Below are 14,920 nucleotides of genomic sequence, written 5' to 3'. Positions count from 1 at the left end.
GAAAGGTTTTTGTGACTCTGCCGAGGATGTATAAAAATCTTAAAACGGAACCCTTAGTGGCACTTGGATTTATTTTCCTTAGCACCCTCTGCAACACTGAGTTTTCATAAAGAAAACTCAGTCGTTTGCAGAGGGCCTAGTGCCACTTAGGGTTCCGTTTTTGATTTTTAACACCGCAGGCAATGGCTAAAAAAACCTTTCTGCCTCCATGCTTGCTTTAGGCCGGATACACCAGATGCGTGTCATCGATCACGTAGAGCGTTTCGTCGAGGTAGCGCTTCGCGAGCCAGTTTGCCATGCCGAGGTTCTGGTCGAGGTAGTTTCCGCAGTCGCGAGGTGCCGCGCCCGGGATCGGGTCATGGAAGTCGCGGATGAACTCAAACATACGCGTGATGACGGATACGATGTCGCGGGAGCTGAGATCGCCGGCGAAGATGACGTAACAGCCGGTGCGGCAGCCCATCGGTCCGAAGTAGATGGTCTTCTCGGCCCATTCCGGGTCGTTTCGGAGGAAGGTGGCACCTAAGTGCTCGATGGTGTGAAGCTCGGCGGTATTCATGACCGGCTCACGATTCGGTCTCGTCATACGAAGATCGAAGGTCGTCAGGGTCTCGGCGCCGACTTTATCTTTTCTGGAAACGTAGATGCCCGGCTCCAGCTTCTCGTGATTGATGGTAAAGCTTGCGATTTTTTCCATGGTGTACCTCCTGGAAGAGAATAGTAGTGTGTAAGTTCAATTATTATAGAAAAAAGCGCTGGTGTGCGCAAGCTGTGCGTGAAAACGAAGCACAGTACAGTGGCGCTTCTTCGGCAGCGCCTGGATGAATGCCGGAATGATGAAAAAGCGGAGGATCATTGAAAATATAGAGTTGAAATTAATTTCCTCGATTTCACCGATATTGATTGAGCGTTTCCGCGTTCTCGCTTATAATAAAGCTAGAGTATGGCCGTGAAACCGTTTCGACGGAGTATTATCGAAAAGGAGGAAATAATATGGGCCTTTTACAGGTTGGTTTAGGCGCTGCGGAATCTGTTCTTTCGGATCAGTGGCGTGAATATTTTTACTGCGATGCGTTGACAGAAGACGTCCTCATGAAGAAGGGCGAGGCGCGGCAGGCGAGAAGAGCATTTAATACGAAGAAGTCAGATAACCTCATCACGAACGGCGCGATCATCGCGGTGAACGAAGGTCAGTGTATGATCATCGTCGACAACGGTGCGATCGTAGAGGTCAGTGCCGAGCCGGGTAAGTTTGTATGGGATGCGTCGACCGAGCCGTCGATTTTCTATGGTGGACTGAAGAAGGGTATCGTGGATTCCTTCAATACATGGAAGAAGCGTGTGGCGTTCGGAGGCGATACCGCGACGGACCAGCGCATCTACTTCTTCAACACGAAGGACATCATCGGAAACAAGTATGGAACACAGAATCCGATTCCGTTCCGTATCATCGATCGAAACATCAACCTCGATACCGATGTTGCGGTTCGTTGCCATGGTGAGTATGCATATCGTCTGGCCGATCCGATCCTGTTCTATAAGAAGCTCTGCGGAAACGTAAGCGATGAGTTCCGGAGAGATCGTATCGACAGCCAGCTGAAGACGGAGCTGCTTACGGCACTGCAGCCGGCATTCGCCGCTGTATCCGAGCAGGGCGTACGTTATTCACAGCTTCCGGCGCATGCAGATGACATCGCACGGGCACTGGATGTGGAGCTTTCGAATACCTGGGGACAGAACTACGGTATCGAAATCGCAGCCTTCGGTCTCAGCTCCGCGACGATTTCGGACGAGGATGCAGAGCGCATCAAGGTGCTTCAGATGAACGCAGCACTGAAGGATCCGACGATGGCAGCCGCAACGATCGCAGCTGCGCAGGCACAGGCGATGAAGGATGCGGCGAACAATACCGCGACCGGACCGATGTTGGCCTTCGCCGGTATGAACATGGCGAACATGGTCGGTGGAATGAACAGTCAGCAGCTCTATGGTATGGGTGGCGCACCGCAGCAGACACCGCCGACGACACCGTCACCGGCGGCCGCAGGTGTTGGCGTAGCTGCCGCTGCTCCGGCAGGCAGCTGGACCTGTGCATGTGGAACCGTGAATACGGGCAACTTCTGCTCGAACTGTGGAAGCCAGAAGCCACAGCCGTCGACCTGGACCTGCCCGAAGTGCGGACATCAGGGCAATACAGGTAATTTCTGCTCGAACTGTGGAACACCGAAGGCGTAAGCGGATGCAGTAGATTTGTGGTGCGATGTCCGAATGGACATCGCACTTTGTATATGTATCTGAAACAGGGGCATTCGGAGGGTGGATTCTGCGACAGCGTCTCCGAAGTCTTCTCTTTGAGAGACGAATGTGAGATCGAAGATACATATGAGAATGGAAGGAGGGACAGAGATGCAGACGGCACAGGCGAATACCAATGTAACGAACCGCGCGAGTGGATCCGCTGCCGAGGATCGCGAGACCACGATGACGAACACCCTGCAGGAGACGGATCGAAAGTGCCCGCAGTGTGGTGGAACGCTCGAATTTGATCCATCGACCGGTGGGCTGAAGTGCCCATACTGTGATTATACCGAAGCGATCCAGCATGAGGAGGAAGCGAAGGAGAGCGGCACGATCGATGATGAGGGCAGATTCGTCGCGACAGAGCATGCCTATACCGGAAAGGAGGACACCGCGACGACCGACTGGGGTACGGCGACGAAGACGGTCATCTGTAAGTCCTGTGGCGCGGAAATCATGTACGACGCAAACGCCATCGCAAACGTCTGTCCGTACTGCGGATCTACCCAGGTGATGGAAGCCGGCGATCAGAAAGAGAAGATCATGGCACCGGGTGGGGTGGTGACCTTCGATGTCGATCAAAGGCGTGCGGCAGAGCTCTTTAAGACCTGGATCGGGCATAAGTTTTTCTGCCCGAAGCTGGCGAAGGAGAGTGCGGAGCCGGATAAATTCCATGGCGTGTATGTGCCGTACTGGACCTTCGATGCAGAGGCAAGCGGTGACTATACCGGTGAGTATGGTATCAACCGTACCGTGAAAAAGGACGATGGGAAAACCGAGATCGTCACGGACTGGTATGGCTGCAGCGGCGAGATCGAGCACTTCTTCGATGATGTGCTGGTGACCGCTTCGGATCGCTATGATCAGAATATACTTCAGTCGGTGGAGCCGTATCGTACAGATGATGTGAAGCCATACAAGCCGCAGTATCTGGCCGGCTTTATGGCCGAGCGTTATACGCTGAAGCTGACGGATGCCTGGCCGAAGGCGCAGAGCATCATGGATGAAGAGATGCATGAGCTTGCAGAAGATGATATCCGTGATCAGCATAACCCGGATGATGTTCGTTCAGTCAGCATCGAGGCGAAGTATGCCGATGTAACGTATAAGTATCTGCTGCTTCCGGTATGGATCTCCTGCTTCCGTTACCAGGATAAGATCTATCGTTTCATGGTCAACGGACAGACCGGAAAGGTATCCGGCAAGACGCCGATCAGCTGGATCAAGGTAGCGCTGACCACGATCGCCGTGATCGCGATCATCATGCTCCTGTATTATCTGCTTGGGGATTAAAAACGTATACGAAAAGAGGACTGCCGGCGGTAGTCCTCTTTTTATACTCGGGCTCGGAAGCTTCGTTATCTGATGAGCGAGGCGATCTTATCCCCCATCTCGTCGGTGTGCAGGCAGGTGAGACCCTCTACGTCATCTTCCATGATATCACCGGTGCGGAAGCCGGTGCGAAGTGCTTCGGCAACCGCATCCTCGATGGCGTCGGCTTCCTTCGTGAGATTCAGTGAGTAGCGGAGCAGCATCGCTGCGCTCAGAATCGTCGCAAGCGGATTCGCGATGTTCTGACCGGCGATATCCGGTGCCGATCCGCCGGACGGCTCATAGAGACCGAAGCTGTCCTCGCGGAGGGAAGCGGATGGCAGCATGCCGAGGGAGCCGGCGATCTCTGCCATCTCATCGGAGAGGATGTCACCGAACATGTTCTCGGTCACGACAACATCGAACTGACCCGGATTCCGAACGAGCTGCATCGCCGTGGAATCCACGAGTGCATGCTCGAGCTGTACATCCGGATGCTCCGCCGCCACTTCCGTAACGACCTTCCGCCACAGTCTGGACGAATCGAGAACATTGGCCTTATCCACGGAGGTCACATGGCCGTGGCGCTTCTCTGCAATCTCGCAGGCCTTCTTTGCGATCCGGCGGATTTCATAGTCGTGGTACACGAGCGTATCGGTTGCGACCTCCTCACCATCGACGGTTTCGGTTTTCCGTGCGCCGAAGTAGAGACCACCGGTGAGCTCACGCACCATCATCACGTCGAAGCCCTGCTCTGCGATCGACTCGCGCAGCGGACACGCCCTCCGAAGCTCCGGATAGAGATGCGCCGGGCGGAGATTGCAGAACAGTCCGAGGGACTTCCGAAGCTTCAGAAGCCCGGCCTCCGGACGCTTCTCCGGTGGCAGCTCATACCAGTGGGACTGGCCCACCTTGCCGCCGATCGAACCCATGAGCACGGCATCTGCGGACTGGCAGGCCGCGACCGTCGCATCCGTCAGCGGCTCACCATATGCATCGATGGAGCAGCCGCCCATCAACACCTTCTCAAACGTAAACTGGTGACCATAGACCTCGGCTACCTTCTCGAGCACCTTCTGGGCCTCGGCCACGATCTCCGGACCGATGCCATCTCCCGGTATCGTCACAATCTTTGCATTCATCGACATTCCTCCCCGCATCCTTTGCGGCTCTCTGTATTTAAATCGCAGGCCAATGCCTACATCAGAATTCTACACCCATAACTCTACATTATTATCTGCCGAGTTCCAATACCGATCGGTTATGCAAGACATGAACGCAGCAGAGGGCCTAGTGCCGCTTAGGGGTCCCGACTTAGAGTCTTCCGAGCTCGGAGTACTGTGTTTCTGCTGCCGCCCCTCCGGCCTCTGCTGTCCATGACAGAAAATCTTGAAAGCACGCCAAACAAGTGTTCAATGCAGCGCTTCTGTGCTATACTGAAAAAACGATTTGGAGGGCGCTATGGAACACAACGAATTCAAGCTTCATTCTGACTATGCACCGACCGGTGACCAGCCGCAGGCCATCGAAAAGCTGACGCTCGGCTTCAAGCAGGGAAATCAGTTCGAGACCCTGCTTGGTGTTACCGGCTCCGGCAAGACCTTTACGATGGCGAACATCATCCAGCGACTGCAGAAGCCGACACTGATCATCTCACATAACAAGACCCTGGCGGCACAGCTGTATTCCGAGATGAAGGAGTTCTTCCCGGAGAACGCGGTCGAGTATTTCGTTTCCTACTATGATTATTATCAGCCGGAGGCGTATCTGCCATCGACCGATACCTACATCGAGAAGGATTCGGATATCAATGACGAGATCGATAAGCTGCGCTGCTCGGCGATGGCTTCCCTGAACGAGCGTGATGATGTCATCGTCGTATCCTCGGTTTCCTGCATCTACGGTCTCGGTGAGCCGAAGGAATATGCGAACATGGCGATCTCCGTCTGGAACGGTGCCCGGAAGGACCGGGATCACTTCATCCGTCAGCTGATCGATATCCAGTATAACCGGAACGACATCGACTTCAAGCGTGGTACCTTCCGCGTGATGGGCGATGTCGTGGACGTGTTCCCGGCGTCGGAGGGCGAGGAGGCGTACCGCGTCGAGTTTTTCGGTGATGAGGTCGATCGCATCACGAGGATCAATGCACTCACCGCGAAGGCGACGGCGGTCATGGACCACATCGTCATCTATCCGGCGAGCCCGTATGTCATCCCGCAGGAGAAGCTGAACCGTGCGTGCGAGAATATCCTGCAGGAGATGGAGGCGCAGGTCCGTTACTTTAAGGATAACGATAAGCTGATCGAGGCACAGCGCATCGCGGAACGGACGAACTATGATGTCGAGATGCTGAAGGAGACCGGCTTCTGCTCCGGCATCGAGAACTACACCCGGCACTTAAGCTTCGGAAAGCCGGGAGATCCGCCATATACCCTCATGGACTACTTCCCGGATGATTATCTCGTCATCGTGGATGAGTCGCATGTCACACTGCCGCAGGTACGTGGCATGTATAACGGAAACCTCTCCCGGAAGGAGACGCTCGTGGATTTCGGCTTCCGTCTGCCATCAGCCCTCGATAACCGTCCGCTGAATTTCACGGAGTTCGAGCAGAAGATCGATCAGATGCTCTTCGTGTCGGCGACGCCGGGCGAGTATGAGGCGGAGCATGAGCTTCTCCGGGCGGATCAGATCATCCGTCCGACCGGCCTGCTGGATCCGGAGATCGAGGTGCGTCCGACGAAGGGACAGATCGATGATCTGATCGCCCAGATCCATCGTGAGATCGAGGGGAAGCATAAGATTCTCGTCACGACCCTGACGAAGCGCATGGCGGAGGACCTGACGAAGTACCTGAAGGACGCCGATATCCGCGTACGCTACCTCCACTCGGACATCGACACCCTGGAGCGCGCGTCCATCATCCGTGACATGCGTCTCGATAAGTTCGATGTGCTGGTCGGCATCAACCTGCTCCGTGAGGGCCTCGATATCCCGGAGGTCGCGCTCGTCGCCATCCTCGACGCGGATAAGGAGGGCTTCCTCCGTTCGGAGACCTCGCTCATCCAGACGGTCGGTCGTGCTGCGCGTAATGCGGATGGCCATGTCATCATGTACGCGGATACCATCACGGATTCCATGCGCCATACGATCGATGAGACCGAGCGACGCCGGAAGATCCAGATGGCGTATAATGAAGCACACGGTATCACACCGACCACGATCCATAAGGCGGTCGCTGATCTGATCGCGATCGGAAAGGCCGTCGATGTGGATGATCCGCATGGCATAGAGAAGGATGTGGAGTCGATGACGCATCAGGAGATCGAGAAGCTGATCCGTGAGCTGTCGAAGAAGATGCGTGCCGCTGCTGCGGAGCTCAACTTCGAGGATGCGATGAAATACCGCGATAAGATCGAAGAAATCCGGAAAAAGTCAAAAGGCGAGGAGTGAATCGAAGAAGGGCAGCCTCGTGAGGCTGCCCTTCTTCGGTGGTTATAGATCAGTAGTTTTTATCAGCGATGGAGTGGGCCGTCTTGTCCCAGTTCGGTTTGCAGCGCTTATAGTGGCGACGGAAGTACTCGCTGTACATCACATCCACGAGGAAGAGCTGCGAGATCTCTGCCGAGGTGGAGCCGTTCTGGAGGGTGCCTTCATTGGCTCCGCAGAGCAGTATGATGTCCGCAAACTCGGTGAGCGGGGACTTCGTAAAGCGGGTGATCACGATCGTCTTCGCACCGGCGGCCTTCGCGGAACGGGCGATCTCGACCGTATCCTTCGTCGAACCGGAATAGGAGAAGATGAGAGCGACATCCTGATCGGTCAGCGTCGACGCGGTGATCAGCTGCATGTTCGCATCCATGTTACAGATGACCTTCGGCTCGATGCGAAGGAACTTGTTCATGGCCTTCATCGCGGTCAGCATCGAGGTGCCGACACCGAAGAAGACGATGCGCTTCGCGCTGCTGAGGGCATCCATCGCTGCCGTCATCTGCTTCACATCGATGAGGGAATAGGTTTCCTGAATCGCGGAAACATTCTCCGACAGCACCTTCTTCGCGAGCTCAGAGATGTTATCCTCGAGGGTGATGGTCGTATCCTCGGTATCCGTCAGCGGGGACTCACTCGCGCGCATACTGAGCGAGAGCATCATCTTAAACTCCTGATAGCCCTTCACATTCATCGTCTTACAGAATCGGAAGACGGAGGTGTCGCCGACGTCGCAGGCACCGGCCAGGTCGGAAATCGACATGAAAAGTACCTTCTTCGGGTTTTCCAGAATGTAATCCGCTACTTTTTTCTCCGCCTTCGTAAACTGATTATAGGCGGAGCGTATTTTGGTAATGTAATCGTCCTGCATACTCGTTTTCTCCTCTCAAGCAGTAGTCCACCGAAACAAAATCACAGTAGTACATACGGCATTATCATAGCATTATCGGAAATTTGTTTCAACAAAAATAATTTTCAAAATCTCGCCTCCACATTCTTTCCTTGTATTTTTCGGGCCAATGCCTTATAATATACAAGTTCGTAAAACCGAATAGGTTCTTATAGCTTAACTGGATAGAGTACCGGCCTCCGACGCCGGTGGTCGCGGTTCGAGTCCGCGTAGGAACATCTTTTGCCCGGTGCATCTGCACCGGGCTTTTTCATGCCCGGAGACTTCCGCGGAGCCGAGGGGTCAGACCCTCGCCTGGATTTGGCCTTCTCTTACCGCATTCCAGAAGAGGGTCTGACCCCGGAAACTTCCGGAAGATGCAGAATTTTGTCTGCCTGTCCTGTTGAGAATTGTACAAAAGCCGATACATAAAAATTATTTATATACTATATAAAGCGCAACGGTGCTATCATATGCCTAATCAAGGGAAACCTTCAAATACACGATTCAAAGGAGATAGCGATGAGCAGAGTCTATAATTTCAGTGCGGGACCAGCAGTTTTACCGGAAGAGGTTCTTCGGACAGCGGCAGCAGAGATGCTGGATTATCATGGATGTGGGATGTCCGTGATGGAGATGTCTCATCGCTCGAAGGACTTTCAGGCGATCATCGATACAGCCGAGGCAGATTTCAGAGAGCTGCTCGGGGTACCGGAGAATTATAAGGTACTGTTCCTGCAGGGCGGAGGAAACACGCAGTTTGCGATGGTGCCGATGAACCTGATGCGCCATGGCGTGGCCGATTACATCGTGACGGGCCAGTGGGCGAAGAAGGCCGCAAAGGAAGCGGAGATGTACGGTAAGGTGAACGTCGTCGCCAGCTCAGCCGACAAAACCTTCAGCTACATCCCGGATCTTCAGAACCTCGCCATCGATGACGACGCAGATTATGTATACATCTGCCAGAACAACACGATCTACGGAACCACGATCCGTGAGCTTCCGAACACGAAGGGCAAGGACCTTGTATCCGACGTCTCCTCCATGTTCCTGAGCGAGCCGATGGATGTTTCGAAGTACGGTGTCCTCTGGGGTGGCGTGCAGAAGAACGTGGGTCCGGCCGGTGTGACCATCGTCGTGATCCGTGACGACCTCATCCGTGAGGACGTGCTTCCGGGCACCCCGACCATGCTCCGTTACAAGACCCATGCCGATGCGAAGTCTCTGTACAACACGCCGCCATGCTACAACATCTATGTATGCGGTCTCGTGTTCAAGTGGCTGAAGGAGATGGGCGGCCTCGGCGTGATGAAGGAGCGGAACGAGCAGAAGGCGAAGATCCTGTATGATTACCTCGATCAGTCGACGATGTTCCGCGGCACCGTCGCGCCGAAGGATCGTTCCCTCATGAATATCCCGTTCATCACCGGCGATGCTGACCTCGATGCGAAGTTCATCGCAGAGGCATCCGCAGCCGGCTTCAAGAACCTGAAGGGTCACCGCACCGTCGGCGGTATGCGCGCATCGCTCTATAACGCGATGCCACAGGAGGGCGTCGTAAAGCTCGTCGAGTTCATGGATGCATTTGAGAAGAATAACCGATAAGAAACGTGTTGAAGGCAGCGGCGAATGCTTCTGCCGGCGATGCGGTACCATACCGGAGGAACACGCGGACCGGCCATGACGCTGGTGCCCGTACGGAAAGGACGAACATCATGAAGAATCGTGAAATTTACTGCTTAAACAATATCAGCCGTGTCGGAACCGGACGTTTCCGGAAGGGCTATACCCTGGTGGACGAGATCGACCACGCCGCCGGCGTGTTGGTGCGCTCCGCCGATATGAAGGCGATGGACTTCCCGCCGACGCTCCGTGCCATCGGACGTGCCGGTGCCGGCGTCAACAACATCCCGCTCGACCGCTGTGCCGAGCAGGGCATCGTCGTATTCAACACCCCGGGTGCTAATGCAAATGCCGTGAAGGAGCTGGTGATCGCGGGTCTGATGTTGGCGAGCCGTGACATCATCGGCGGCAATCAGTGGATCCGGGAGCATGCCGATGTCCCGACCATCCAGAAGGATGCCGAGAAGGCAAAAAAGAACTTCGCCGGCTGTGAGATCAAGGGCAAGACCCTCGGCGTCATCGGCCTCGGTGCGATCGGCGTACTCGTCGCGAATGCCGCCGTCGATCTCGGGATGGAGGTCTATGGCTATGATCCGTACCTCTCCGTGAAGTCTGCCTGGGATCTCTCTCAGAAGGTGCATCACGCGGCGATCCTCGATGAAATCTACGATAAGTGTGACTATATCACGATCCATGTACCCGCCGTCGACAGTACGAAGGGCATGATCAACCAGGAGGCCATCGCACGCATGAAGGACGGTGTCCGCATCCTGAATTTCGCCCGCGATGTGCTGGTCGTTGATGATGACATGGCAGAAGCATTGACCAGGGGCAAGGTAAAGGCCTACGTAACCGACTTCCCGAATCCGAAGTCGGCGGAGATGCCGGGAGCCGTCGTCCTGCCGCATCTCGGCGCGTCTACCGAAGAGGCCGAGGACAACTGTGCGGTGATGGCAGTCGAGGAGGTACAGGATTACCTCGACAACGGCAACATCCATCACTCCGTGAACTTCCCGGATACCGATATGGGTGTCTGCAGCAGCGGCGGACGTATCGCGATCCTGCACCGGAACATCCCGAACATGCTCGGACAGATCACGAAGGCCCTCGGCGATGCGAACATCAACATCGACGGTCTCCAGAACAAGTCCCGCGGTGACTATGCGTATACGCTGATGGACATCAACCAGCACCTGACCGAGGAGGGCTTCCACAATCTCGGTCTCATCGATGGCATCCTCCGTGTACGAAAGGTGATGTAAGTGCTATCCGAGGATTTATCATGAGATAAAGGAGGAGTTTATGGCAACCGTTAAACCTTTCAGAGCGATCCGTCCGGATGCCGCGTGTGTTCGGGAGGTAGCAGCACTTCCATATGATGTATATTCCCGTGCGGAGGCACGTGAAGCGGTGGCCGGCCATCCGCTTTCCTTCTTAAATATTGACCGACCGGAAACCCAGTTCCCGGAGACGCAGGATATGTATGCGCCGGAGGTGTACCAGAAGGCGTCGGATATGCTGCAGGCAGAGATCGCAGATGGGACCTTCGTGCGTGAAACGAGCGCATGCTACTACGTCTATGAGCTGACGATGGAGGGACGGGCACAGACCGGTATCGTCGCGCTCAGCTCGATCGACGATTATCTGAACGGGATCTGTAAGAAGCATGAGAACACGGTGGAAGAGAAGGAGCAGGATCGTATCCGCCATGTGGATACCTGCTCGGCGCAGACGGGTCCGATCTTCCTCGCCTATCGTGCACATGCCGGTATCCAGGCGATCGTGGAGGAGGTAAAGAAAGAAACGCCACTCTATGCGTTCGTGACGGATGATGGCGTCGCACATCGGGTATGGAGAATCGCAGACAGCGAGCGGGTAGCGACGCTGGAGGCACTTTTCGAGAAGGTGCCGGCGACCTATATCGCGGATGGCCATCATCGCGCAGCGAGCGCGGTCAAGGTCGGTCTCCGACGTCGGGAGGCGCATCCGGACTATGATGGCACGGAGGAGTTTAACTACTTCCTGTCGGTGCTGTTCCCGGATAAGGAGCTGAAGATCATGGACTACAACCGTGTCGTCCAGGATCTTCATGGGATGGATCCGGAGGATTTCATGTTCTCCATCGAGGAGGATTATCAGGTGTTCCATCTGACACAGCCGATTTCTCCGAAGGTGAAGGGCGAGATCTGCATGTACCTCGGCGGTGAGTGGTTCCTGCTTCGTGCACGCGCGGAGCTGCTGTCGGCGCGGTCTATCGATCCGGTCAAGGCACTGGATGTATCGCTTCTGCAGGATACGGTTCTCGGACCGCTGCTGGGGATCGGGGATCCGCGTACCGATAAGCGTATCGAGTTCGTCGGTGGGATCCGGGGACTTCGGGAGCTGGAGAAGCGCGTGAATCAGCATACCTATGCACACGCGATGGATGGCAGCCTCGAGGAGCTCGGTCCGGCGGTCGCCTTCGCGATGCATCCGACGGCGATTACGGAACTCCTCGATGTCGCGGATCATCATCTGCTGATGCCGCCGAAGTCCACCTGGTTTGAGCCGAAGCTTCGCTCCGGTATTTTTATTCACGAAATCGAACGATAAGATTTATCCAGGGGCTGCGGAGGGGCGGCAACGGATACACAATACTACGAGACCGGCTTGATTTCACACGGTCTCTCCGTATGGTATCCGTTGTCGTCCCGCCGCGGCCTCTTCGGCTGAAATCCTGCATTTTACGTTTATGTTTTATAAACTGTATACAGAAGGAATCTTGATTTTGAGGATGGGCTTCCGTATAATTATGTTTACTGCAAAAATGGAAGTTTTCTGCGCATGATATGTGCTGAGGATTCCGAGGAAAGATGCAGCGGGCCATCCGGTGGACAGGATTCCGGCGGGTGAAAGAAATGGAGAACAGATGGAGAATAATAACAACCAGGGGAACGACGGCCGAGGCTTCCGGCATTCGGGTCAGACATTTATGATTCTGATCATCGCTGCGGTCATCACCTTTTTCGTATATACGCTGATTCGTGGCGCGTTTGTTACGGGCGTGACGCAGGAGATCAGCTATACAGAGTTCGTGACGATGGTCGACAGTGATCAGGTCGAGAAGGTGGAGTGGGGCGACAGTGATATCACGATCATCCCGAAGGAGGGTGCGTCGATGCCGTCGGACAGCGCCGGTGAATACAGTCCGTACCTGAATCAGGTGGATGTCCGCTACTATGTCGTGCCGGTCGGTGCAGACGCGCAGAAGCTCGTGGACCGTATGCTCGAGCATGGGGTCGTCATCTATAAGAAGAAACCGGACAATTCCGGATTTATCATGGAGGCCCTCATCAGCATCGTCCTCCCGTTTGTTCTGATCTTCGTCGTCATGAATATGACCATGCGTCGCATGGGAAACGGAAACGGCGGCATCATGGGCGTCGGCAAGTCGACCGCGAAGATGTATATGCAGAAGGAGACCGGTGTCACCTTCAAGGATGTGGCCGGTGAGGATGAGGCGAAGGAGTCGCTGATCGAGATCGTCGACTTCCTGCATAATCCGACGAAGTATACGGCCATCGGTGCGAAGCTTCCGAAGGGCGCCCTGCTGGTGGGTCCTCCTGGAACCGGCAAGACCTTACTTGCGAAGGCCGTGGCCGGTGAGGCACAGGTGCCGTTCTACAGTCTGTCCGGTTCGGATTTCGTCGAGATGTTCGTCGGTGTCGGTGCGAGTCGTGTGCGTGATCTGTTTAAGCAGGCGACGCAGTCGGCACCGTGCATCATCTTCATCGATGAGATCGATGCCATCGGTAAGACGAGAGATACCCGCTTCGGTGGAAACGAGGAGCGCGAGCAGACCCTGAACCAGCTGCTGTCGGAGATGGATGGCTTCGATGCCTCGAAGGGGATCATGGTCATGGGTGCGACGAACCGTCCGGAAATCCTCGACCCGGCACTGCTGCGTCCGGGCCGTTTCGACCGTCGTATCGTCGTGGAGAAGCCGGACCTCAAGGGACGTGTCAATATTCTGAAGGTGCATGCACAGGATGTGCAGCTGGATGATTCCGTCGATTTCAACGAGATTGCACTGGCGACTTCCGGTGCGGTCGGTGCAGATCTCGCAAACATGATGAACGAGGCAGCCATCACGGCGGTCAAGCATGGTCGTAAGAAGGTGTCCCAGGCGGACCTCTTCGAGGCGGTCGAGGTCGTGCTCGTCGGTAAGGAGAAGAAGGACCGTATCCTCAGTCAGGAGGAGCGTCGTATCGTTTCCTACCATGAGGTCGGACATGCGCTGGTTTCCGCGATTCAGAAGGATGCGGAGCCGGTACAGAAGATCACCATCGTACCACGTACCATGGGTGCACTCGGCTATGTGATGCAGGTGCCGGAGGAAGAGAAGTATCTGAACACGAAGGCAGAGCTTCATGCGATGCTGGTGACCTTCCTGGCGGGTCGTGCAGCAGAGGAAATCGTATTTGATACGGTGACGACCGGCGCTGCCAACGATATCGAGAAGGCGACGAAGCTGGCACGTGCGATGGTAACGCAGTATGGTATGTCGGAGCGCTTCGGACTGATGGGTCTCGAGAGTCAGGAGTCCCTGTATCTCAATACCGGACGGACAGTGATGAACTGTGGTGATGATACCGCGACAGCCGTCGACCAGGAGGTGATGCAGGTGCTGAAGTCCTGCTACGAGGAGGCGAAGCGGATCCTCAGTGAGAACCGTGAGGCACTGGACCAGATCGCTGCGTTCCTGATCGAGCGGGAGACCATCACCGGTAAGGAGTTCATGGATATCCTGCACCGGATCCAGCATCCGGCGGAGTCCGTGACGGAGCCGGCCGATACCGAATGCGTATAAATGCAGAGCTGTCTGCTGGATGATCTCCGCAGACAGCTCTTTTCTCATACATGTCTTCTGACTTTCGTCAGCCGGTCGTGTCGTCGCCTCGAGTCCCGGACGCTCTATAGATCCTGCAGGGTAGGAACCTCTTCTGGCAGGAAGGTGAAAATCTCCGACGGAACGACGTCGAGATAGTCGCAGAGCATGGCGACGGATTTCAGTGAAATCGGTGCGTCCGAACGCAGACGCTGCATCATGCTGCTGGAGATGCTCATATGTGCGACGAGATCATACTGTGTCAGATTTTTTCTGTGCAGTGTACGCCAGAAAGGCGCGTAGGAAATCATTTTGTCATATGAACGCTTTCGCTTGGAGCTCATGGTGGATACCGTCCTTCTTTTATTTTTTCCTGGGATTGTATCGGAAAATAAAAGGCACATCGAACCGGTTTGAAACAGCCAGCGAGCGTGATTTTC

Annotated in this window: 11 protein-coding genes and 1 tRNA gene; 8 read left to right on the top strand and 4 right to left on the bottom strand. The window is 55.2% G+C overall.

Annotation, left to right across the window (positions count from 1 at the left end):
- Nucleotides 1-217: 217 nt before the first annotated feature.
- Complete coding sequence (locus tag ACTNC3_RS00400; RefSeq protein ID WP_410042515.1) at nucleotides 218-697, bottom strand: S-ribosylhomocysteine lyase; 480 nt, start codon at nucleotides 695-697, stop codon at nucleotides 218-220.
- A gap of 296 nt (nucleotides 698-993) precedes the next feature.
- Here ACTNC3_RS00400 and ACTNC3_RS00395 point away from each other — a divergent pair, with 296 nt between their 5' ends.
- Both ACTNC3_RS00395 and ACTNC3_RS00390 read left to right on the top strand, forming a co-directional pair.
- Nucleotides 994-2,235, top strand: a complete 1,242-nt coding sequence (locus tag ACTNC3_RS00395; RefSeq protein WP_410042516.1) for an SPFH domain-containing protein — start codon at nucleotides 994-996, stop codon at nucleotides 2,233-2,235.
- Nucleotides 2,236-2,406: 171 nt separating this feature from the next.
- Nucleotides 2,407-3,591 (top strand): hypothetical protein, encoded by a 1,185-nt coding sequence (locus tag ACTNC3_RS00390; RefSeq protein WP_441226099.1) that lies wholly within the window; start codon nucleotides 2,407-2,409, stop codon nucleotides 3,589-3,591.
- A gap of 65 nt (nucleotides 3,592-3,656) precedes the next feature.
- Here ACTNC3_RS00390 and leuB read toward each other — a convergent pair whose 3' ends face one another.
- A complete protein-coding gene (gene leuB / locus ACTNC3_RS00385) occupies nucleotides 3,657-4,751 on the bottom strand; it encodes a 3-isopropylmalate dehydrogenase (protein WP_441226098.1) in 1,095 nt (364 codons plus the stop codon).
- 319 nt (nucleotides 4,752-5,070) lie between these two features.
- On the opposite strand from leuB, the gene uvrB reads away from it, so the two are divergent.
- Nucleotides 5,071-7,065 (top strand): excinuclease ABC subunit UvrB, encoded by a 1,995-nt coding sequence (gene uvrB / locus ACTNC3_RS00380; RefSeq protein ID WP_441226097.1) that lies wholly within the window; start codon nucleotides 5,071-5,073, stop codon nucleotides 7,063-7,065.
- 49 nt (nucleotides 7,066-7,114) lie between these two features.
- On the opposite strand, the gene ACTNC3_RS00375 is transcribed toward uvrB, so the two are convergent.
- The gene (locus tag ACTNC3_RS00375; RefSeq protein WP_410042520.1) at nucleotides 7,115-7,972 is read right to left on the bottom strand and encodes a MurR/RpiR family transcriptional regulator; all 858 of its coding nucleotides are present in this window, start codon (nucleotides 7,970-7,972) and stop codon (nucleotides 7,115-7,117) included.
- Nucleotides 7,973-8,156: 184 nt separating this feature from the next.
- On the opposite strand from ACTNC3_RS00375, the gene ACTNC3_RS00370 reads away from it, so the two are divergent.
- From ACTNC3_RS00370 to ftsH, 5 genes are all read left to right on the top strand, one after another.
- A tRNA-Arg gene (locus ACTNC3_RS00370) sits at nucleotides 8,157-8,229 on the top strand.
- Nucleotides 8,230-8,512: 283 nt separating this feature from the next.
- A complete protein-coding gene (gene serC / locus ACTNC3_RS00365; RefSeq protein WP_410042521.1) occupies nucleotides 8,513-9,595 on the top strand; it encodes a 3-phosphoserine/phosphohydroxythreonine transaminase in 1,083 nt (360 codons plus the stop codon).
- A 110-nt stretch (nucleotides 9,596-9,705) separates the two neighbouring features.
- Complete coding sequence (locus ACTNC3_RS00360) at nucleotides 9,706-10,875, top strand: phosphoglycerate dehydrogenase (RefSeq protein WP_441226096.1); 1,170 nt, start codon at nucleotides 9,706-9,708, stop codon at nucleotides 10,873-10,875.
- 40 nt (nucleotides 10,876-10,915) lie between these two features.
- Nucleotides 10,916-12,205, top strand: a complete 1,290-nt coding sequence (locus ACTNC3_RS00355; protein ID WP_441226095.1) for a DUF1015 domain-containing protein — start codon at nucleotides 10,916-10,918, stop codon at nucleotides 12,203-12,205.
- Nucleotides 12,206-12,521: 316 nt separating this feature from the next.
- Entirely contained in the window at nucleotides 12,522-14,462 is a 1,941-nt protein-coding gene (gene ftsH, locus ACTNC3_RS00350) for an ATP-dependent zinc metalloprotease FtsH (protein ID WP_441226094.1), read from the top strand.
- A 104-nt stretch (nucleotides 14,463-14,566) separates the two neighbouring features.
- Here ftsH and ACTNC3_RS00345 read toward each other — a convergent pair whose 3' ends face one another.
- Nucleotides 14,567-14,824 (bottom strand): helix-turn-helix domain-containing protein, encoded by a 258-nt coding sequence (locus ACTNC3_RS00345; protein ID WP_410042525.1) that lies wholly within the window; start codon nucleotides 14,822-14,824, stop codon nucleotides 14,567-14,569.
- Between the last annotated feature and the right edge of the window lie 96 nt (nucleotides 14,825-14,920).

It is taken from the genome of Oribacterium sp. HCP3S3_B9 (assembly GCF_052064255.1).
In the GTDB taxonomy this organism is placed as follows: Bacteria; Bacillota; Clostridia; order Lachnospirales; family Lachnospiraceae; genus Oribacterium.
The sequence above is the reverse complement of the archived record's forward strand: the minus strand, read 5'-3'. Positions and strand labels throughout refer to the sequence as shown.